This window comes from Calditerricola yamamurae (genome assembly GCF_054654135.1).
On the sequence record NZ_BAAIFH010000006.1, the window covers coordinates 437,092 to 457,950 of the forward strand.

At 64.8% G+C, this 20,859-nt stretch carries 17 protein-coding genes; all 17 read right to left on the reverse strand.

The window, feature by feature from the left end:
* Window positions 1–22 precede the first annotated feature (22 nt).
* Window positions 23–2,146 (reverse strand): polyribonucleotide nucleotidyltransferase, encoded by a 2,124-nt coding sequence (pnp, locus tag ACYQ0Z_RS08455; RefSeq protein ID WP_459866694.1) that lies wholly within the window; start codon window positions 2,144–2,146, stop codon window positions 23–25.
* A 94-nt stretch (window positions 2,147–2,240) separates the two neighbouring features.
* On the reverse strand, window positions 2,241–2,510 hold the full coding sequence (rpsO, locus tag ACYQ0Z_RS08460) for a 30S ribosomal protein S15 (protein ID WP_459866697.1): 270 nt from the start codon (window positions 2,508–2,510) through the stop codon (window positions 2,241–2,243).
* A 159-nt stretch (window positions 2,511–2,669) separates the two neighbouring features.
* A complete protein-coding gene (locus ACYQ0Z_RS08465) occupies window positions 2,670–3,602 on the reverse strand; it encodes a bifunctional riboflavin kinase/FAD synthetase (protein WP_459866700.1) in 933 nt (310 codons plus the stop codon).
* The gene (gene truB / locus ACYQ0Z_RS08470) at window positions 3,599–4,513 is read right to left on the reverse strand and encodes a tRNA pseudouridine(55) synthase TruB (RefSeq protein ID WP_459866703.1); all 915 of its coding nucleotides are present in this window, start codon (window positions 4,511–4,513) and stop codon (window positions 3,599–3,601) included. The genes ACYQ0Z_RS08465 and truB overlap by 4 nt, the downstream gene beginning before the upstream one ends.
* Window positions 4,503–5,504: a DHH family phosphoesterase gene (locus tag ACYQ0Z_RS08475; RefSeq protein WP_459866706.1), complete on the reverse strand. Its 1,002-nt coding sequence runs from the start codon at window positions 5,502–5,504 to the stop codon at window positions 4,503–4,505. The genes truB and ACYQ0Z_RS08475 overlap by 11 nt, the downstream gene beginning before the upstream one ends.
* Entirely contained in the window at window positions 5,494–5,904 is a 411-nt protein-coding gene (gene rbfA / locus ACYQ0Z_RS08480; RefSeq protein WP_459868814.1) for a 30S ribosome-binding factor RbfA, read from the reverse strand. The genes ACYQ0Z_RS08475 and rbfA overlap by 11 nt, the downstream gene beginning before the upstream one ends.
* A gap of 26 nt (window positions 5,905–5,930) precedes the next feature.
* Complete coding sequence (locus ACYQ0Z_RS08485; RefSeq protein ID WP_459866709.1) at window positions 5,931–6,212, reverse strand: DUF503 domain-containing protein; 282 nt, start codon at window positions 6,210–6,212, stop codon at window positions 5,931–5,933.
* A complete protein-coding gene (gene infB, locus ACYQ0Z_RS08490) occupies window positions 6,209–8,623 on the reverse strand; it encodes a translation initiation factor IF-2 (protein WP_459866712.1) in 2,415 nt (804 codons plus the stop codon). Before infB ends, ACYQ0Z_RS08485 begins: the two co-directional genes overlap by 4 nt.
* Complete coding sequence (locus ACYQ0Z_RS08495) at window positions 8,620–8,943, reverse strand: YlxQ family RNA-binding protein (RefSeq protein WP_459866715.1); 324 nt, start codon at window positions 8,941–8,943, stop codon at window positions 8,620–8,622. Before ACYQ0Z_RS08495 ends, infB begins: the two co-directional genes overlap by 4 nt.
* Window positions 8,936–9,211 (reverse strand): RNase P modulator RnpM, encoded by a 276-nt coding sequence (gene rnpM / locus ACYQ0Z_RS08500; RefSeq protein WP_459866718.1) that lies wholly within the window; start codon window positions 9,209–9,211, stop codon window positions 8,936–8,938. The genes ACYQ0Z_RS08495 and rnpM overlap by 8 nt, the downstream gene beginning before the upstream one ends.
* Window positions 9,212–9,248: 37 nt before the next feature.
* Window positions 9,249–10,478: a transcription termination factor NusA gene (gene nusA / locus ACYQ0Z_RS08505; RefSeq protein WP_459866721.1), complete on the reverse strand. Its 1,230-nt coding sequence runs from the start codon at window positions 10,476–10,478 to the stop codon at window positions 9,249–9,251.
* A gap of 41 nt (window positions 10,479–10,519) precedes the next feature.
* On the reverse strand, window positions 10,520–10,990 hold the full coding sequence (gene rimP, locus ACYQ0Z_RS08510; protein ID WP_459866724.1) for a ribosome maturation factor RimP: 471 nt from the start codon (window positions 10,988–10,990) through the stop codon (window positions 10,520–10,522).
* Between the two features lie 125 nt (window positions 10,991–11,115).
* Window positions 11,116–15,426 (reverse strand): PolC-type DNA polymerase III, encoded by a 4,311-nt coding sequence (locus ACYQ0Z_RS08515; protein WP_459866727.1) that lies wholly within the window; start codon window positions 15,424–15,426, stop codon window positions 11,116–11,118.
* Between the two features lie 68 nt (window positions 15,427–15,494).
* Window positions 15,495–17,222: a proline--tRNA ligase gene (locus ACYQ0Z_RS08520; RefSeq protein ID WP_459866730.1), complete on the reverse strand. Its 1,728-nt coding sequence runs from the start codon at window positions 17,220–17,222 to the stop codon at window positions 15,495–15,497.
* Window positions 17,223–17,297: 75 nt separating this feature from the next.
* Entirely contained in the window at window positions 17,298–18,392 is a 1,095-nt protein-coding gene (gene ispG / locus ACYQ0Z_RS08525; RefSeq protein ID WP_459866733.1) for a flavodoxin-dependent (E)-4-hydroxy-3-methylbut-2-enyl-diphosphate synthase, read from the reverse strand.
* Window positions 18,393–18,404: 12 nt separating this feature from the next.
* Window positions 18,405–19,682, reverse strand: a complete 1,278-nt coding sequence (rseP, locus tag ACYQ0Z_RS08530) for an RIP metalloprotease RseP (RefSeq protein ID WP_459866736.1) — start codon at window positions 19,680–19,682, stop codon at window positions 18,405–18,407.
* Window positions 19,683–19,697: 15 nt separating this feature from the next.
* Window positions 19,698–20,852 (reverse strand): 1-deoxy-D-xylulose-5-phosphate reductoisomerase, encoded by a 1,155-nt coding sequence (locus ACYQ0Z_RS08535; RefSeq protein WP_459868817.1) that lies wholly within the window; start codon window positions 20,850–20,852, stop codon window positions 19,698–19,700.
* Window positions 20,853–20,859: the final 7 nt, after the last annotated feature.

Sequence of the window (20,859 nt, forward strand, 5' to 3'; positions counted from 1 at the left end):
CAGAACGCCTCTCTTTGCTCCGTCACGACTTGGCTCCCTGGGCGGCCTGCTCCTGCAGCACCGCTTTGCGCGACAGGTTGATGCGCCCGAGGGAGTCGATTTCCGTCACCTTGACGACGATGGTGTCCCCCACCTTGACCACGTCTTCCACCCGACCAACGCGCCCTTCGGCCAGCTGCGAAATGTGCACCAGCCCTTCCTTGCCGGGCAGGATCTCGACGAAGGCGCCGAACTTCTCAATGCGCTTGACCGTCCCGACGTAGGATTCGCCGACGACGACGTCGCGCACGAGGTCCTCGATGATCTTCTTGGCCTTCTCGTTCTGGGCCGGGTCGACGTGGGTAATGTAGATGCGGCCGTCCTGCTCGATGTCGATCTTCACGCCCGTCTCGTCGATGATGCGGTTGATCACGCGGCCGCTCGGGCCGATGACCTCGCGGATCTTGTCGGGGTTGATCTGCATGACGAGGATCTTGGGCGCATACGGCGAGACGGTCTTGTTCGGCTCGGGGATCGTCTCGAGCATCTTGTTGAGGATGTACAGCCGCGCCTTGCGCGCCTGCTCCAGGGCGACGCGGAGCGTCTCGCGGTCGATGCCGGCAATCTTCATGTCCATCTGCAGGGCGGTGATCCCCTTGGTCGTACCGGCCACCTTGAAGTCCATGTCGCCGAGGGCGTCCTCGATGCCCTGGATGTCGGTCAGCACCCGTACCTGGTCGCCTTCCTTGACCAGACCCATGGCGATCCCCGCCACCGGCGCCTTGATCGGCACGCCGGCGTGCATGAGGGCCATCGTGCTGGCGCAGATGCTGGCCTGCGACGTGGAGCCGTTCGACTCAAGCACCTCGGAGACGAGGCGGATGGTGTAGGGAAACTCCTCCTCCGACGGGATCACCGGCTCCAGCGCGCGCTCGCCGAGGGCTCCGTGGCCGATCTCACGGCGTCCCGGGCCGCGGATGGGACGCACCTCCCCGACGCTGTAGGGCGGGAAATTGTAGTGGTGCATAAAGCGTTTCGACTCTTCCAGGTCGATTCCGTCAAGCATCTGCATGTCGCCCTTGGCCCCCAGGGTGCAAACGCTGAGCACCTGGGTCTGGCCGCGCGTGAACAGGGCCGACCCGTGCGTCCGCGGAAGCAAGCCAACTTCGCAGGAGATGGGCCGGATCTCGTCAAGGGCCCGTCCGTCCACCCGGGTGTTCTCCTCGATGATCAGGCGGCGCACTTCCTCCTTGAGGATCTTGTGCAGTGCGTCCTTGACCATCATGAGGGCCTTTTTCTGCTCCTCTTCGTCGCGGTCGGCCAGCTGGGCCTCAAAATGCTGGAGCGTCTCCTCGTTGACGGCGTCGATGGCCGCTTGCCGTTCCTGCTTTTCCGGTTTGCGGATCGCCTCGAGCAGCTTGTCCGTCGCGTAGGCGCGCACGGCCTTTTCCAGCTCGGGGTCGATTTCGTAGAGCTCGGGCTCCATCTTCGGCTTGCCGATTTGCGCGCGGATCTCCTCGAGGAACAGGCAAATCTCCTTCACCTGCTCATGGCCGAAGAGGATCGCCTCGAGGATCGTGTCTTCCGGAATCTGGTCGGCGCCGGCCTCGACCATGTTGACGGCGTGCTTCGTGCCGGCAACGACGAGGTGGAGGTCGCTCTTTTCGGCCTGCTCCACCGTCGGGTTGATGACAAACTGGCCGTCGACGCGGCCGACAATCACCCCGGCGATGGGCCCGTCAAAGGGGATGTCCGACACCGTCAACGCCGCCGACGCCCCGATCATCCCCGCGATCTCGGGCGAGCAGTCCTGGTCGACGGACAGCGGCGTGACGATCACCTGCACCTCGTTGCGGAAACCCTCGGGAAAGAGCGGACGGATCGGCCGGTCGATCAGGCGGCTGGCCAGGATGGCCTTGTCGCTCGGCCGCCCTTCGCGCTTGATAAAGCCGCCGGGGATCTTCCCCACGGCATAGAGACGCTCTTCATAGTTGACGGTCAGCGGGAAAAAGTCAAGGTCTTTCGGCTCTTTCGAGGCGACCGCCGTGGCCAAGACGACGGTGTCGCCGTAGCGGACGAGCACGCCCGCGTTCGCCTGGTTGGCCACCTTGCCGAATTCGAGGGAAAGCGGGCGGCCAGCCAGTTCCATTGAGAACACATGGCTCATCGAGATCGGATAGCCTCCTCTCTGCGCTTCACCAATGCCGTAAGCTGGACCCCCAGAGGAAATGGAGAAAAAGCGGGGTAGCCCCCGCTTGTGCTCAACGACGCAAACCGAGTTTTTCAATCACCTGGCGATACCGCGCGTAGTCCTTCTCCCGCAGGTAGTTCAAGAGCCGCCGGCGTTGGCCGACCATCTTCAACAGGCCGCGACGGGAATGGTGATCCTTCTTGTGCACCTTCAGGTGCTCGGTCAGGTTCTTGATCTTCTCCGTCAGGATGGCGATCTGCACTTCCGGCGACCCGGTGTCCGACTCGTGAAGCTTAAACTCGTTGATGATCTCCTGCTTGCGCTCCTGTGTCAGCGCCATCGTCGTCACCTCCTCCTCGAAAATCCCCGGCAACCCAGAGCGCCGTTGGTGAAGCGGCGTTCCGCGTTGCGGTTCCATGCCGTCTGCCCCACCCTGAACGTGGCGATGCAAACGGCATCCGGATTGATTATAGCACAGCCCCCATCGGGAGTAAATGGATCAGGCCTTTGTTTTTCGCCACGTGCGCGCCGCTTCGATGTCCCGGGCAATCTGTGCGCGCAGGGCGTCGAGATCGGAAAACCGCCGCTCGGGACGAAGGTAGTGCAAAAAGCGGACGGCAATCGTCTCCCCGTAGAGGTCGCCGGCAAAATCGAGCAAATGGGCCTCGATGGTGGGTTCGGCGCGATTCGTCACCGTTGGTCGCACGCCGATGTTGACGACGGCCTCGTACACGGTCCCCCGCCAGGCCACCTCGGCCGCATAGACGCCGTGCGCCGGAATGACGTACGGTTCGGCCGTCTCGACGTTGGCCGTGGGAAAGCCGAGGGTACGGCCGATGCGGTTGCCGGCCACCACCCTGCCAGTAATGGAATACGGGCGTCCGAGGAGTTGCGCCGCCTCGTCGACACGGCCTTCGAGTAGCTGCGCACGGATGGCTGTGCTGGAGACCTTCTCCCCCGCCACCGTCACCGGCGCAACCACGTCAACGGGGAACCGTCCGGCAGCAAGGCGGACCAGCGTCTCCGGTGTGCCCCGACCACGGTGGCCGAAGGAGAAATCAAAGCCGACGGCGACGCCGCGCACCGCAAGCGGCACGAGGTAGCGCGCCACAAACCCTTCTGGGTCGACGGCGGCAAAGGCGCGGTCAAAGCGGATCACGTACGCCTCCTCCACGCCCAAGTTGGCCAAGAGGGCCAGCTTGTCGGACAGGGGCGTGATGTAGCGGGTGTACCCGGTCCGGCCCAGCACTTCGCGCGGGTGGGGGTGAAAGGTAATCACCGATGCCGGCACGCCCAGTTCGCGGGCCCGTTTGATCGCCTGGCGGACCACCGCCTGGTGCCCGAGGTGGACACCGTCAAAATACCCGATGGCGGCGACGTGGGGGCGAACCGAGGCAGGCAGGGCGTTGTACGCGACCGTGTGCACGTTCACGCGGATTCCCCTCCAGCCGCGAGCACTTTCTGCGGAACGGTGAACCGTTTACCGGGCTCGACGCGGTGAATGGCCAAGAGACGGCCGCGTTCATCGTGCACACGCACCAGCCCCGGTGCAAGGTTCCACGCGCGGGAGTCGATCCCTCGTCCGTGACGCACGGCCCGGGCTTCCGCCTCACCCACGTCGATGCGCGGCAGGTGCGCCACCGCTTCCTCGGGGGAGCGCAGGAACTGTGCAACCGTTCCGGCGGCAGCCGCCGCCTCCACCGCTTCGAGCGTCACGCAGTCCTCCAGCGCGTACGGACCGCTTTGCACCCGCGTAAGCCGGGCCATATGGGCCGGGACGCCCAATACCTTGCCGATATCCACGCACAGGGTGCGCACGTAGGTGCCCTTGGAACAGCACACGTAGAAGCGCGCCCGCGGGTGGGGCGGAGTCCAGTCGCCGTCGAGGAGCCGAAGCTCGTAGATCGTCACCCGGCGCGGCTTCCGTTCCACCGTCTTTCCTTTTCGCGCCAGCTTGTAGAGGGGGATGCCGCCCACCTTCACCGCCGAGTGCATCGGTGGAATCTGCTCTATCTCGCCGCGAAACTGGGCCATGGCCCCGGCCACTGCATCCGGGGTAAGCGAGACGGTCTCCTCCGCCACCACGGTGCCGGTCTGGTCCTGCGTGTCCGTGGCCACGCCGAACACCATCTCCCCCTCATACGCCTTCGGCAGGTCGAGCAGGTATTCGGCAAGGCGCGTGGCCCGGCCAATGAGCAGGGGCAACACGCCATCCACCTCCGGATCAAGCGTGCCGCCGTGGCCAACGCGACGGAGGCCCAGTGCCTGCCGCACGCGAGCGACGCAGTCATGGGACGTGAGGCCGGTTGGCTTGTACAGCGGAAGGATGCCGTCAAGGGACAAGGGGCAGCCCCTCCGTTTCGCGCTCCAGCCGCTCGATGACGCGTCGCTTGGCCTCACCGAGAGAAACACGCAGCGTGCAGCCTGCCGCCCGCACGTGTCCCCCGCCGCCGAATTCCTGGGCAATGCGCGCCACGTCGACCGGCTCGCGGGCGCGCAGGGAGACCTTCACGGCGTCGGGCGCGTCCTCGCGGAACAGCACGCCCACCGCCACGCCCTCCAGGTTGCGGGCGTAGGCGACCAGCCCTTCCAGGTCGCCTCGCGTGGCCTGGGCCGCGGCCAGGTCCTCCAGCGTGACAGTGAGGCAGGCGATGCGCCCGTCGCCGTGACGCTCCAGGGACGGCAGAACGCGCTGCAGAAGGCGCAGCTGCGGTTCCGTAAGCAGTTCGAGAATCCGCTCGGCCACGGCATCGGGGCGTACGCCGGCGGCAACGAGCTCGCCGGCGACGCGCAGCACCTCGGCGGTGGTGTTGGCGTAGCGGAAGCCGCCCGTGTCGGAGAGAATGCCCGCGTACAGACAGGTGGCCAGTTCCTCGTCAAGGACAATCCCTGCGGCCTTGGCCAAGCGATACACCACCTGGGCCGTGGCGGCGTCGTCGGGCACGACCAGGTTGACGGCGCCGTAGCGGGTGTTCGTCACGTGGTGATCAATGTTGAGTACCGCCGCATCCGGCGCCAGCACGGCACGCACCTCGCCGATCCGATCCAGATCGGCGCAGTCTAGGGCGATCACGGTTCCATAGGTCCGCGCCAGCGGATGAAGCTGATGGTTCACGATGCGGTCAGCGCGCGGCAAGAAGCCATAGCGCCGTGGCGTCTCGCCCTCGTTGGCCAGGGTGTACCGCTTGCCCATCCGCTCGAGGATGCAGGCCATCGCCAGCACCGAAGCGGTGGCATCGCCGTCCGGGTTGGTGTGCGCAACGACAAGGAAGTCGTCGCGATCCTGCAGAAAGCGCACCGCTTCCGTCAAGGTGCGCGCCAGCTCATCGGTCATCGGCGCGCTCCTCCTTTTCCGCCTCGCCGGCCCCCTCGCCGTCCTGGCCCAATTCCCCTTTGCGTTCCAGCTCGAGCAGCAGTTCGTGGACGCGGGCGCCATGCTCGATGGAGGTGTCAAATTTAAACAGCAGGTCGGGCACGTGGCGCATCTGGATGCGCCGCCCAATCTCGGTGCGCAAGAAGCCCTTTGCGCGCTGCAGCGTCTCCAGCGATTTGGCCTTCTCCTCCTCGCTGCCCAGCACACTGACATACACCTTGGCCACCTGCAGGTCGCGCGTGAGCTCCACATCGGTAATGGAGACAAACCCTAAGCGCGGGTCTTTCAACTCGCGCTGGAGGATGTCGCTCAGCTCTTCTTTGATCCGTTCCGCCAAACGCTGGATACGGTAGTTGGGCACGGTTTCCACCTCGCTTCCATTGCCCCCTAGAGGTACATCAGGTCGACGCGCAAGACTTCCAGTCCGTCGTGGGCTTCGACAAACCGTCGCACACGCTCCAGTTCCGCTTCGAGAAAGCGGCGCTCGCCGGCCACCGCGGCGAAGGCCAGGGTGGTCCGCTGCCAGTGGTCCCAATAATCCACCTCGGCAGCGGACACGTTAAACCGGCTCTTCACCCGATTCAGGACGCGCTTGACGACCCCGCGCTTCTCTTTTAGCGACCGGCAGCCCGGGAGGAAGCACTCGCAGGCGAGACAGGCGACAATCACGCGCGCGACGCTTCCTCCAAGCGGGAGACCTCAATAACGTCTCCCTCTTTGATGTCTTGGAAGTTTTCCAGCGTCAGGCCGCATTCGTACCCCTGGGCTACCTCGCGCACATCGTCCTTGAAGCGCTTCAGGGATTCAAGTTTGCCCTCGTAGATGACAACGCCGTCGCGCACCAAGCGCGCAATCCCGTCGCGCACCACCTTGCCCTCGGTAACGTAGCAACCGGCCACCGTACCGACCTTGGAGATCTTGAACACCTGACGCACTTCGGCCCGGCCGACGAGCACTTCGCGGTACTCGGGCTCGAGGAGCCCCTTCATCGCCGCCTCGATCTCGTCGATCACCTCGTAGATAATGCGGTGCAGGCGGATGTCCACCTTTTCCCGCTCCGCCGCGCTGCGCGCCGACGGTTCCGGCCGGACGTTAAAGCCGATGATGATGGCATTCGACGCGGCGGCCAGGTTGACGTCGGATTCGGTGATCGCCCCGACGGCGGCATGGATGACGTTGACGCGCACGCCCTGGACATCCATCTTGCCGAGGGCCCCTTTCAGCGCCTCCACCGACCCTTGCACGTCGGCCTTGATGATGACGTTGATCTCCTTGATATCGCCTTCCTGGATCTTCTTGAACAGATCGTCGAGGTTGACCTTGGCCGACGCCTGACGTTCGGCCTCCCGCGCCCGCTCGGCCCGGGCTTCGCCAATTTCCCGCGCCTTGCGCTCGTCCTCGAAGACCATGAACGCGTCACCGGCCGACGGCACGTCGTTGAGGCCGGTGATCTCCACCGGCGTCGACGGGCCGGCCTCCTTCAGCCGCTCGCCGCGCTCGTTGGTCATCGCCCGCACACGGCCGTAGGTGTTGCCAACGACGATCGGATCGCCCACACGCAACGTGCCGTGTTGCACCAGCACCGTCGCCACCGGGCCACGGCCGCGGTCCAGCTTGGCCTCGATGACCGTTCCGCGGGCGCGCTTGTTCGGGTTGGCCTTCAGTTCCTGCATCTCGGCCACAAGGAGAATCATCTCCAGAAGTTCGTCAATGCCCTGCTTCTTCAGCGCCGAGATCGGCACGAAGATCGTGTCGCCGCCCCACTCCTCGGGGACAAGGCCATGCTCGGTCAGCTCCTGCTTGACGCGATCGGGGTTGGCCTCCGGATTGTCAATCTTGTTGACGGCGACGATGATCGGCACGCCCGCCGCCTTGGCGTGGTTGATCGCCTCCACCGTCTGCGGCATGACGCCGTCGTCGGCGGCCACGACCAGAACGGTAATGTCCGTCACCTTGGCCCCCCGGGCGCGCATCGCCGTGAACGCCTCGTGGCCAGGCGTGTCGAGGAAGGTGATCTTCTTCCCGTTCACCTCCACCTGGTACGCCCCGATGTGCTGGGTAATGCCGCCGGCCTCCTGCGCCGCCACGTTGGCGTGGCGAATGGCGTCAAGGAGCGTCGTTTTCCCGTGGTCGACGTGACCCATGATCGTCACCACTGGGGGTCGTTCCACCAGGTCGGCCGGATCGTCCACTTCCTCGATCGTCTCGAAGTTCAGCTCGTCAATGACAACCTTTTCCTCCACCTGAACGCCGTACTCTTCGCAGATGAGGTAGATGGCGTCCTTGTCAACGGTCTGGTTGATCGTCGCCAGAATCCCGAGTGCCATCAGCTTCTTGATGATTTCCGCCGGCTCCTTGTTCAACTTCTTGGCCAGTTCGCCGACGGTAAGGTCGCCGCTGATTTCGATCTTCTCCGGTGTTTTCTTCTCCGGTTTCTTCGGCTCGGGAGCCTTCTCCGCCTTCTTGGTGTCCTTGCCCTTCTTGCCCTTGCCGGCCGGCTTGCTGTCGTCAAACCGCTTCGGCGCGGGTTTCGTCCGCTTGGGCTTGAAGCGGCGCTCCATCTCGTCGTCGTCGAGGAAGCGATCGTCGAGCTCCTCTTCGTTTACGGATGTCGGCTCCTCCTTCGCCGTCTCGCTCACGGCCGCCGCCGGCTTCCGCTCCGCCTCCTGCGCCACTGCGCCCTGCTGGCTCGCGCGCTCCTCCTTGGCCGCCTCGCCGGGCTTGCCCGCCTTTTTCCCTTCGTTGCGGCCCGCCTTGTCCACCGTTTCGGCTACCGCTCCCTCGCCGGGCTTGTCGCGATGGGTCGCGCCCTGCTGGGCCGTCTGCTGCGGTTGTTGGGTCTGTTGCCCTTCCGCGGTTCGCATCCCACCGGAGCGCTTCCGGCGACGGCGACGGCGTTTGTCCCCGGGTTTGCGCTCGCTGGCCTTTTTGAAATAGTCGTCCAGCTTCCGCAGGGTTTCTTCATCGATCACGCTCATGTGGTTGGCCACCGGCACATCGAGGCGCTTCAAGATGGCGATCAGGTCCTTGCTGCTGACGTTGCGTTCTTTGGCGTATTCGTACACGCGCATCTTGCTCATGCTTTCACCCCCAGTGAGTCGTTCCCGGCCAGCTCCCTCAGCCGGCGTGCAAAGTTCTCATCGGTTACGCCGACGATCACGCGCTCCTCCTTCCCCAACGCCTCTCCCAACTGTGTTCGGTCCGATGTCACCACCAGGGGAACGGCATAAAAGGCGCACTTGTCCTGCCACTTCTTCCGCGTTCGCTCCGACGCGTCGGCGGCCAGAATGACCAGGCGCACCCGGCCCCGGCGCACCGCCCTGAGCACCAGCTCATCGCCCGTCACCACGCGCCCGGCGCGATAGGCGAGTCCCAAAAGCTGGTGAAAGGGATCACGCATCGGTCTTGCCCACCCACTTTTCTTCTAATTCTTGGTATACCTCGTCCGGAATGGCCACGCTCAAGGCCCGTTCAAGGGCTTTTTTCTTCCGGGCCTGGGCAAAGCAGGCGCGTTGGCCACACAGGTACGCGCCACGGCCGTTCGCCTTCCCCGTCGGGTCGACGATGACATTCCCTTCCGGCGTGCGCACCACACGGATCAGCGATTTCTTGGGAAACATCTCCTGGCAGGCGACACATTTGCGCATGGGAACCTTTTTCGGCCGCATTGCGCTCTCCTCCTTTTCTCCCTCGGCCCCGGGCGGCTCAACGCGGTTCGGTCGGGTCCGTGACGGTGTCATCGGAGACATCGGAGGCCGCATCCCCCGCTGCGCCTTCTTCCTCCGGTTCCGCGTCTACGGCTATGCCAGCCGTGTCGGTGTCCGCCTCCCACACCTCATCGGCAGCCCACGCGTCGTCTTCGCCGGCGGTGTTTTCGGCCTCGGGATCCCACAGCCCCTCCTCGCGGGCCTGCGTCTCGCTCTTGATGTCGATCTTCCAGCCCGTCAGCTTCGCCGCCAGGCGCGCGTTTTGCCCGCGTCGGCCGATGGCCAAGGACAACTGGTGGTCGGGTACGATGACACGGCTCACCTTGCTGTCCCGGTCGATGAGAACGTGGACGACCTTCGCCGGGCTGAGGGCGTTGGCGATGAACTCTGCCGGGTCATCGGACCAGCGGACGATGTCCACCTTCTCCCCGTTCAGCTCGCCCACCACCGTCTGCACGCGCATCCCCTTCGGCCCGACACAGGCTCCCACGGGGTCGACGTTCGGGTCGTGCGAGGTGACGGCGATTTTCGAGCGCTCGCCAGCCTCCCGCGCCACGGCCTTGATCTCGACGACGCCGTCGTAGATCTCGGGCACCTCCAGTTCAAACAGGCGCTTCAAGAGGCCGGGATGGGTGCGCGACAGGAGGATCTGCGGCCCCTTGGTCGTCTTTTCCACGCGCGTGATGTAGGCCTTGATGCGGTCGCCCTGCTTCACGTCGTCGGTCGGCATGAGCTCGTGAAGCGGCAGGAGGCCCTCCGTGCGCCCCAGATCGACGTACAGGTAGCGGCTGTCGCGTCGCTGGACGATACCGGTGATGATGTCGTGCTCGCGATCGACAAAGGTGTGGTAGATGATCTGCCGCTCGGCCTCGCGAATACGCTGGGTCACCACCTGCTTCGCCGTCTGGGCGGCGATGCGCCCGAAATCGCGCGGCGTCACCTCAATCTCCACGATGTCGCCAAGCTGGTAGTTGGGGTTCATTTCCTTCGCCGTGTCGAGGGCGATCTCCAGGCGCGGGTCGGTAACCTCTTCCACCACGGTCTTGCGCGCGTACACCTTCACTTCGCCTGTCTCCCGGTTGATGTCGACGCGCACGTTCTGGGCGGAATTGAAATTGCGCTTATAGCCCGAAATGAGCGCCGCCTCAATGGCCTCGATTAGCGTGTCCTTGCTGATGCCCTTTTCCCGTTCGAGATCGTTGAGCGCCTGGATAAAGTCGGCGTTCATGACGCGACGGTTCCTCCTTTCAACCCTTCACCGTGGTCCGGTCATTCCCACACGACGAGCAGACGGGCCTTGGCCACGAGGTCATAGGGGATGGTGTACACCGAACCCTCGTCGTCCAGGTCTTCGATGACCAGCGTCTGGCCGTCAAAGGATGTCAGATAGCCCTGGAACACGTTCTGGCGATCGAGCGGCTGGCGCGTGGTGACGTGGACCGCCTTCCCCACCGCCCAGTGGAAGTGACGCGGTTTGGTCAGTGGTCGCTCGGCTCCCGGTGAAGACACCTCCAGGAAATACGCCTGGGGGATGGGATCCACCTCATCCAGGCGGGCGGAAAGCCGCTCGCTCACCCGGCTGCAGTCCTCAATATCCACGCCGCCCTCCTTATCGATATAGAGGCGCAGGTACCAGCTCCTGCCTTCCCGTTTAAACTCGACGTCGACCAACTCGCAGCCCTCTTCTTCCAAAATCGGCGCCGCCAATTGCTCGACGAGCGCTTCGATCGATTGGCTCACGACGAACCCTCCCTGCTTTGCCTAACAAGAAAGAGTGGGTTGCCCCACTCTTGTCGACAACGGTTATTCCGGCGCCATACGACGTCTATTATAGCATGCTCCGCATCCGTCGACAATAAACCGTTTCAGAAAAGCGACAACTGGTTCGTCTCCGGCAGATCGCGCAGGATCCCCTGCTCGGCCAACAATTCCACCACGGCACGGGAGACGCGGGCGCGCTGCTGCAGGTCCTCGACGGACAGGAACGGCCCCTCCTCCCGCGCCTCGACGATGGCTTTCGCCGCCGCCGTCCCGACGCCGGGCAGCGCGTTGAAGGGCGGGATGAGGGTGTTGCCGTCGACGAGGTACTGGGTCGCGTCGGAACGGTACAGGTCGACGTTCTGGAACGAAAAGCCCCGCGCCAGCATCTCCAGGCACATTTCGAGGATGGTCAGCAGGTTCTTCTCCTTCGGCGTGGCGCTGGCGCCCTTTTCGTTCAGCTCGCGGATCTTCTCCCGTACCGCGTCGGGGCCGCGGCGCACGAGGGCGAGATCAATGTCGTCGGCGCGGACGGTGAAGTAGGTGGCGTAAAACTCGATCGGCCGGTACACCTTGAACCAGGCAATGCGCACGGCCATCAGCACGTAGGCGACGGCATGGGCCTTGGGGAACATGTACTTGATCTTCTGGCACGATTCGATGTACCACTCCGGCACGCCGTGCTCGCGCATGGCGGCAATCTCCTCTTCTCCCAGGCCCTTCCCTTTGCGCACGCGCTCCATGATCTTGAAGGCCAGCGAGGGCTCCATGCCCTTTTGGATCAGGTAGACCATGATGTCGTCACGCGTGGAGATGACCTCGGAGAGCTTCGCCGTCCCGCTGCGGATGAGATCCTGGGCGTTGTTCAGCCACACGTCAGTGCCGTGGGACAGCCCGGAGATGCGCACCAGCTCGGCAAAGGTCTTCGGCCGCGTGTCCTCCAGCATCTGGCGCACGAACTTCGTTCCGAATTCGGGGATACCCAGCGTGCCGACGTTGGTGCCGATCTCCTCCGGCGTCACACCCAGCGGCTCGGTGCTGCTGAAGATCCCGAGTACCTTCGGATCGTCGACGGGAACCTCCTTCGGATTGATGCCGGTGAGGTCCTGCAGCATGCGCAGCACCGTGGGATCATCGTGCCCGAGGATGTCCAGCTTGAGCAGGCGCCCGCTGATGGCATGGTAGTCGAAATGCGTCGTGATCGTTTCCGTATCCGGATCATCGGCCGGATGCTGGATCGGCGTGAAGTCGTACACCTCTTTGTTCTGCGGGATGACCATGAGCCCGCCGGGGTGCTGGCCGGTGGTCCGCTTCACGCCGGTCACGCCGCGGGCAAGGCGGTCGATCTCCGCCTGGCGCAGCTTGAGCCCGTTGTCTTCAACATACTTCATCACGAAACCATAGGCCGTCTTGTCGGCAACAGTGGAAATCGTCCCGGCGCGAAAGACGTAATCCCGACCAAACAGCGTCTCGGTATATTTGTGGGCAATGGGCTGGTACTCGCCGGAGAAGTTGAGGTCGATGTCCGGGACCTTGTCCCCCTTGAAGCCCATAAACGTCTCGAAGGGGATGTCGTGACCGTCCTTCTTCAGTTCCGTTCCGCAACGCGGGCAATCCTTGTCTGGTAGGTCGAAGCCCGAGCCAACCGACCCGTCGGTGAAAAACTGGCTGTAATGGCACGACGGACAAACATAGTGCGGCGGCAACGGGTTGACCTCGGTGATGCGCGTCATCGTCGCCACAAAAGAGGAACCGACGGAGCCGCGCGAGCCGACGAGGTAGCCGTCCTCGAGGGACTTGTTGACAATCTTGTGCGAGATGAGGTAGATGACGGCATACCCGTGGTTGATGATGCTGTTGAGCTCCTTCTCCAGGCGCTGCTCGACGATCTCCGGCAGCGGGTCGCCGTAGATGCGCCGCGCCGTCTCGTAGGCCATGCGGCGGATCTCCTCGTCGGCTCCCTCGATCACCGGCGCATGCAGCTCGTCGGGGAACGGTTTGAGGTCCTCGATGGAATCGGCGATGCGGCGGGGATTGGTGACGACCACTTCCCGGGCCTTTTCCTCGCCGAGGAACGCGAAAGCCTCCAGCATCTCGTCGGTGGTGCGGAAGTAAACCGGGGGCAGCCGCTGCGGGTCCAGCGGCGACGAGCCGCCGAGGGCATGAACGAGGATGCGGCGGTAAACCTCGTCATGGGGATCCAAGTAGTGCACGTTCCCCGTGGCCACGACGGGCTTGCCCAGCTTCTCGCCAACGCGGACGATCTTGCGCAGGATGTCGCGAATGTGCTCCTCGTCGCGCACCAGGTCCTTGTCGATGAGGTGCCGGTAGTTGGCCACGGGCTGGATTTCCAGGTAGTCGTAGAAGGCGGCCACCTCTTCCAGCTCATCCTCCGACTTGTGCATCGCCGTCTCGAACACCTCGCCCTGGTCGCAGGCCGAGCCGATGAGGAGACCGTCGCGGTGCTCGAGGAGCACGCTGCGCGGGATGCGCGGCGTGCGGTGGAAGTATTTCAGATGGGACAGGGAGATCAGCTTGTACAAATTCTTCAGCCCCGCCGCGTTGAGCACCAGGATCGTGGCGTGGAAGGGACGCTGGCGGGAGACATCGCCGGTGCCGACGAGCCGGTTGAGTTCATCCAGGGTGGCAAGGCCCCGTTCCCTGGCGTCGAGGAGCATCTTCCACAGCAGGTACCCGGTGGCCTCGGCGTCGTAGACGGCGCGGTGGTGCTGCACGAGGGGGATGCCGAACTTTTCGCACAGTGTGTTCAGGCGGTGGTTGCGCAGGTTCGGATAGAGCGCCCGGGCCAGCTCCAGCGTGTCGAGGACCGGGCTGGTCAGCGGCTCCTGGCCGATGCGCCGGTAGTTGACGGTGAGAAAGCCCGTATCGAAACGCGCGTTGTGGGCCACCAGCACCGCATCGCCCACAAAGGCACGAAACCGTTCCAGCACCTCCTCCGGTTCCGGAGCGTCCTGGACCATCTCGTTGGTGATGCCGGTCAACTCCTGAATCTTGGGAGAGATGGCACGGTGCGGATTGACGAAGGATTCGAAGCGGTCGATGATCTCGCCCCTGTGCACCTTGACGGCGGCGATCTCGATGATCCGATCATCGACGGAAGAAAGGCCCGTCGTCTCGATGTCGAAGACGACATAAGTGTCGTCAAGGAGCGGGCGCGGCGCCGGCTTGTAGACGATAGGCACGCCGTCGTCGACGAGGTACGCCTCCATCCCGTAGAGGATCTTCACGCCGTACTTCTGACCCGCCTCGTACGCCTCCGGAAAGGCCTGGCACACGCCGTGGTCGGTGATGGCGATGGCCGGATGGCCCCATTTGGCCGCCCGCTCGACCAGCTTCTTCACCGGCGTCACGGCGTCCATGGCACTCATCGGCGTGTGCAGATGCAGCTCGACCCGCTTCTCCTCGGCCGTGTCGCGGCGCTCGGGGGCCTCGGCGCGGTTGATGTCCGAGGCGCTCAGGACGAGGTCGCGCACGAAGGGATCGAGCTGCACGCTGCCCCGCACGCGCACCCACATCCCCTCGGCGATGCCGGAAAGACGGGCCAGCTCCTCCTTGTCGCGAGCAAAGGCCTTGACGAGGATCGAGTCGGTGTAGTCGGTCAGCTTGAAGGTGACCAGGGTGCGCCCCGTCTTCAACTCGCGCGTCTCCACGTCGAAGACGCAACCCTGCACGACGACGCGGCGCGCCTCCTCCTGCACCGTCTTCAGCGGCACCGGCTCCTCGGCGATGGTGTACCCGTACAGGACCGTCTCGTCGGCTTCGCCGGCGGCTCCCCCCTTGGGCGGGGCCTCGCCGCGTGAACTGCTCTCCTCGGCGCGCAGCATGGCGTCGACCATCGCGCGCTCCTCCTGCTCGCGCCGCTCGCGGAAGGCCTGCAGGGCCTCGCCGGCCTCTTCCACGGTGAAGCGTACGGCGAGGGTCACGCCGGTGAGGGCAGAGAGGCGTTCGGCCAACAGGCGGTCGCCCTGCTTGCGCTTGATGTGCCCCAGGACCACCTCATTGGGCACGCCAACGCGAATCGCATTCCCTTCCACTGCCGGCTGGCGAGGGGAAAGGGCGGCCACGAGCGTGGGGCAGTCAACGAAGGCCTCTTCCACCGCCACCGCCCAATAGGCCGCCACCGCCGTGGCCGGGTCGGCCGTTTCGCGGTAGCAAAGCCACAGGTCGACGGCGGCCAGATCGGCAAAGCGTTCGCGCAGGGCACGGGCGAACGCGCGATAAACGTCGGGCGGCAGGAGACGGTCAAAGCGCACGTGGATGCGCCACAGCCGCTTCTTGCGCCACACTTCGAGGCGCAAAAGCTCCCCGCCGTCCAGCGTCTGGCGCAGATGGTCGTCGATGGCCACATGGGCAAGCAGGGAAGCGTACGCTTCCCGTCCCCGATGGTGCGCCTTCACGGTTCTCCTCCCCGTTGGGTTTCTGGTTTGCTCCCCGTCGGCTTTCTTGACTGTGGATCTGGAATTCGTCACACGCGCGTCGGCGCTTCCAGCTCGTCCAGACGGCGGCGGACGCGCTCGACGACCTCATCCAGTGGCACGTCCTCCTGCTCGCCGGTGGCGCGCACCTTCAGTTCCACGAGCCCGTCGGCCACCTTGCCGCCCACGGTGACGCGCAGGGGAAGGCCGATCAGGTCGGCATCCTTGAATTTCACGCCGGCACGCTCGTCGCGGTCGTCGAGAAGCGCCTCGATCCCGGCGGCGTTAAAGGCCGCATAGAGCCGCTCCGCCGCCGCGCGCTGGGCCTCATCCTTCCAGTTGACCGGCACCACATGAACGGCAAAGGGCGCCACCGAGACCGGCCAGATGATGCCGTTTTCGTCGTGGTGCTGCTCGATGATCGCCGCCACAACACGGGTGACGCCGATCCCGTAGCAGCCCATGATCATGGGCCGCTCGCGTCCCTCCTCGTCGAGGAACGTCGCCCCCATCGCCTCGCTGTATTTCGTGCCGAGTTTGAAGACATGGCCCACCTCGATGCCCTTGGCGAAGGCGATCGTCCCGCCGCAGCGCGGGCACGGGTCTCCTTCGGCAATGTTGCGCAGATCGGCATAGCGGGAGACGGCAAAGTCGCGTCCCGGCACCACATGAACGAAGTGGGCGTCAGCCTCGTTGGCCCCCACGACCCCGTCGGCCACCCCTTCCACGGCGCGGTCGGCCACCACGGGGACCGTCTCCGGGGCGTTCACCGGGCCGATGAACCCCGCCGGCGCGCCCATCACCCGGCGTACCGTCTCGTCATCGGCCATTTCCACCGTATTGGCGCCGAAGAGGTTTTTCACTTTGACTTCGTTCACTTCATGGTCGCCGCGCACGAGGACGAGGACGGGCCGGCCGTCAACCAGGAAGAGCACGGACTTGATGATCTGTTCGGCCGTGACCCCCAGGTGCGCGACCAGCTCGGCCACCGTGCGCACGCCCGGCGTGGCTACCCGCTGGCGCTCCGCAACGCCGCCGGACGGCTTGTCCACACGGGGCGCGGCCACCTCGGCCTTCTCCAGGTTGGCCGCGTAGGAACAGTTCGTGCAGTAGGCGAGCGTGTCTTCGCCCACGTCGGACAACACCATGAATTCATGGGTGCTGGTCCCGCCGATGGCCCCCGCGTCGGCTTCCACGGCACGGAATTTGAGCCCGCAGCGGGTGAAGATGCGCATGTAGGCCTCGTACATGGCCTGGTAGCTCTTGTCAAGCCCTGCTTCGTCCACATCGAAGGAGTAGGCGTCCTTCATGATGAACTCACGGCCGCGCATCACACCGAAGCGCGGGCGCCGCTCGTCGCGAAACTTGGTCTGAATCTGGTAGACCGTGATGGGCAGCTTCTTGTACGACTTTACCTCGTCGCGGAGGAGCGCTGTCACCACTTCCTCGTGGGTGGGGCCGAGGGCAAAGTCGCGGTTGTGACGGTCTTTGAGGCGCATCAGCTCCGGTCCGTAGTATTCCCAGCGCCCACTTTCCTGCCACAGCTCGGCCGGGTGCAGGGAAGGCAGAAGAAGTTCCTGCGCCCCGGCGCGGTTCATCTCCTCGCGGATGATGGTCATCACCTTCTGGATCACACGCCAGCCAAGCGGAAGGTACGTATAGATCCCCGCCGCCACCTGACGCATCAGCCCGGCGCGCAACATCAGCCGGTGGCTGGCGATTTCCGCGTCTGCCGGTACTTCGCGGAGGGTGGGAACCAACAAATGACGCTGCCGCATAACCGACCTCCTCGCTCGTCGTCCCAATTGTGAAACGTGGTCCGCATCGGTGTTCTACATCGGTGTTCTATTTAATTACTCCTTCGCTGCCTCCCCGACCGCTTCACCTTCCTCGCGGATCAGGGCATCGATCTCCTTCATAAGCTCCTCGAAGAGCTCGTCCTCTTTTACCTTGCGCACGACTTTCCCCTTGCGGAAGATGAGGCCTTCCCCTTTCCCGCCGGCCACGCCGACGTCGGCCTCGCGCGCTTCACCAGGGCCGTTGACCGCGCAGCCCATGACCGCCACCTTGATCGGCCGCTTCAGCGCGGCGATGGCCTGCTCCACCTTCGTCGCCAGCGCGATCTGGTCAATCTGCGCCCGGCCACAGGACGGGCAGGCCACGATTTCCGGCGCGTCCCGCCGCAGGCCAAGGGCCTTGAGGATCTCCTTGGCCACCTTGATCTCTTCTACCGGATCGGCTGTCAAGGAGACGCGGATCGTGTTACCAATGCCCAGCGCCAGTACCGTGCCGATGCCCACGGCCGATTTGATGCTGCCGGAAAAGACCGGCCCGGCCTCCGTGACGCCGACATGCAGCGGATAGGGGCGCATTTCTGCCATCCGCTGGTACGCCGCAATCATCATCGGCACGTTGGACGCCTTCAGAGAGATGACGATGTCGGTGAAGTCGAGATCCTCGAGGATCTCCACGTGTTTCAAGGCGCTCTCCACCATGGCCTCGGGCGTCGGATGGCCGTACTTTTCGAGGAGCGGCTTTTCGATCGACCCCGAGTTGACGCCGATGCGAATGGGCACGCCACGGGCCTTGCACGCCTCGACCACAGCCTTCACCTTTTCCTTCGAACCGATGTTGCCCGGGTTGATGCGAATCTTGTCCACGCCGCTGTCGAGGGCCAACAGGGCCAGCTTGTAGTCAAAATGAATGTCGGCGACGATGGGAATCGGGGAGCGCTCCTTGATCGCGCGAATGGCCCGCGCCGCCTCCTCGTCGGGAACGGCCAGGCGGACCACCTGACACCCGGCGCTCGCCAGGTCCCAGATCTGCTGGACCGTGGCCTCCACGTCGCGCGTGTCCGTCGTCGTCATCGACTGGATGACGACCTCCCCGTTCCCCCCGATTTGCACTCCACCAACAAAAACCGGTTTCGTCTCTTCCCGTCGGTACACGGCTACCGCCCCCTACGAGTTGACGATGTCCCGCAGCCGGTCGAGATTCTGGATGTCGTTCCACGTCACCACGATGATGAGAAGCAGCAGGAATGCCAAGCCGATGAAGTGCACCAGGCTCTCCTTCTCCGGGTCGACCGGGCGGCCACGCAGCATCTCAATGCCCAAGAAGAGCAGCCGTCCGCCGTCGAGGGCCGGGAAAGGCAACAGGTTGAAGATGGCCAGGTTGACGCTCAGGAAGGCCGCCCAGTGGACGAGGCTGGCCAGGCCTTGCTCGGCCGCCGCGCCGGTGAAGAGAAAGATCCCCACCGGGCCAGACAGATCGGCTTCGGGGCCTTCACCGGTGAACAGCTTGCCGACCAGGAGACCCAAGAAGGTGACAATCTTGGCCGACAGGTCCCACGTTTGCGTGACGCCATAGGCCGCCGCCTCCGTCAGCGTGCGCGACCGCGTCTCGGGGGCGATGCCGACCAGCCACCGGCCGTCGCGCTGCTCCGGTTTCAGCGTCACGTCAAGCCGCTGCCCCCCGCGCTCCACGACCAGGGCAAGCCGCTTCCCTTCCGACGCGCGCACCGCCTCGAGAAGATCGGTCCAGTCGTTCACCGCGCGCCCGTTCACGCTGAGAATGCGGTCGCCGGGCGCCAGGCCCGCCTTCGCCGCCGGAAGGTTCGGTTCCACGTCGCCCACCACCGGCCGGCCAGTCACCGCCGGAGTCATGAGGGCGAAGACGAAAAACAGCACCACGGCCAAGATCAGGTTGGCCACCGGGCCGGCGACGATGGTGGCGAAGCGCTGGCCGAGGGTTTTGCTGCCGAACTGGCGGTCGAGCGGCGCGATCTGCACCGCGCGGCCCTTCTCGTGCAGGTGGGCCTGCGGATGCACCGGGTACCGGCGGACGGTGCCGTCCGGTTCCTCCACCGTCAGCGTCAGCGCGCGTTCGAGATCGGCCGCCTGCACCGTTACCGGCGCCGCCGACGCAACGTCCTCCGGTGGCACGAGGTAAATGTCGGTGACCTGCCCCTGCCCGTTCACCCGCACGTGAACCTGACGGCCGGAGGCAAGGGAAACCATTTCCGGGTCTTCCCCGGCCATGCGCACATATCCCCCAAGGGGGAAGAGGCGCAGCGAATAGACCGTTTCCCCCCTCCGGAACGCCACAAGCCGCGGTCCGAAACCGATGGCAAACTCGCGCACCAGGATGCCGGCCCGCTTGGCCAGCAAAAAGTGACCCAGCTCATGGAAGAACACCAAAGCCCCAAACACGAGGGCAATGGCCAAAATCGTGTTCACCCGCATCACCTGCTTTCATGGTGTGGCCGCCACCGCCATCCGGGCCGCCTCCCGCGCCCACCGGTCGGCTTCCAGAATCTCGGACAGCGACGGAGCGGCGATCGGCTCATGACGCGCGCACACGTCTGCCACGATCCGCTCGATGGCCAAAAAGGGAATCTCCCCCCGCAAAAAGGCCTCGACGGCCACTTCGTTCGCCGCGTTGAGCACCGCGGGCGCTGTGCCGCCCCGGCGCCCACACTCGTACGCCAGCGCCAGCAGCGGATAGCGTTCGAAGGAGACGGGGGCAAAATGGAGGGCGCCGAGAGCCGCCAAGTCGAGCGACGAGCTCTTGAGCGGCCAGCGGTCCGGATACGTGAGCGCGTATTGGATCGGGATGCGCATGTCCGGCGTTCCCAGTTGAGCGATGACCGATCCGTCTATCCATTCTACCATAGAATGGATGACGCTTTCACGGTGGAGCAGCACGTCAATTTGGGCATAGTCGACCCCAAACAGCCAGTGCGCCTCGATCACTTCGAGGCCCTTGTTCATCATGGTCGCCGAATCGACGGTCACCTTGGCGCCCATCTGCCAGTTGGGATGGGCCAACACGTCAGCCACCGTCACGCCGGCCAGTTCCTCGCGGTTGCGATCGCGCAAGGCGCCGCCGGAGGCGGTGAGGATCAGGCGCCGCAGCCGCTGGGGGTTTTCGCCCTGCAGGCATTGGAAAATGGCGGAATGCTCGCTGTCGACCGGGAGAATGGTCACTCCACGTGCCTTGGCCGCGCGCATGACCAGTTCCCCCGCCATCACGAGGGTCTCCTTGTTGGCCAGGGCAATGGTCTTCCCCGCCTCAATGGCGGCCAGTGTCGGCAGGAGGCCCGCCGCACCGACCACGGCCGACACGACCACGTCCACCTCGGGTTGGGTGGCCGCCGCGATCAACCCCTCTTCCCCGTACACCACGCGAATGGAGGCGGGCAGCTGCCCGCGCAGCGCGTCGGCCGCCTCCCGATCGGCCACCGCAACCAGGTCCGGCCGGTACCGGCGCGCCTGCTCAGCCAGGCACGCGACGTTGCGACCGGCCGCGAGCACGGCAACGCGAAGGTCACCGGCGTGCTGGTCAACCACGTCGAGGGTTTGGCGGCCAATCGACCCGGTCGACCCCAAAACGGCGATGGTCTTCACATCCGTC

Coding starts and splice junctions, on each gene's coding strand:
- ACYQ0Z_RS08475 (WP_459866706.1), bottom strand. CDS start 5,504: ATGACCGATGAGCTGGCGCGCACCTTGACGGAAGCGGTGCGCTTTCTG.
- ACYQ0Z_RS08520 (WP_459866730.1), bottom strand. CDS start 17,222: ATGCGGCAGCGTCATTTGTTGGTTCCCACCCTCCGCGAAGTACCGGCA.
- rpsO (WP_459866697.1), bottom strand. CDS start 2,510: ATGGCGCTGACACAGGAGCGCAAGCAGGAGATCATCAACGAGTTTAAG.
- rnpM (WP_459866718.1), bottom strand. CDS start 9,211: ATGCGGCCGAAAAAGGTTCCCATGCGCAAATGTGTCGCCTGCCAGGAG.
- pnp (WP_459866694.1), bottom strand. CDS start 2,146: ATGAGCCATGTGTTCTCAATGGAACTGGCTGGCCGCCCGCTTTCCCTC.
- ACYQ0Z_RS08495 (WP_459866715.1), bottom strand. CDS start 8,943: ATGCGTGATCCCTTTCACCAGCTTTTGGGACTCGCCTATCGCGCCGGG.
- nusA (WP_459866721.1), bottom strand. CDS start 10,478: ATGAACGCCGACTTTATCCAGGCGCTCAACGATCTCGAACGGGAAAAG.
- infB (WP_459866712.1), bottom strand. CDS start 8,623: ATGAGCAAGATGCGCGTGTACGAATACGCCAAAGAACGCAACGTCAGC.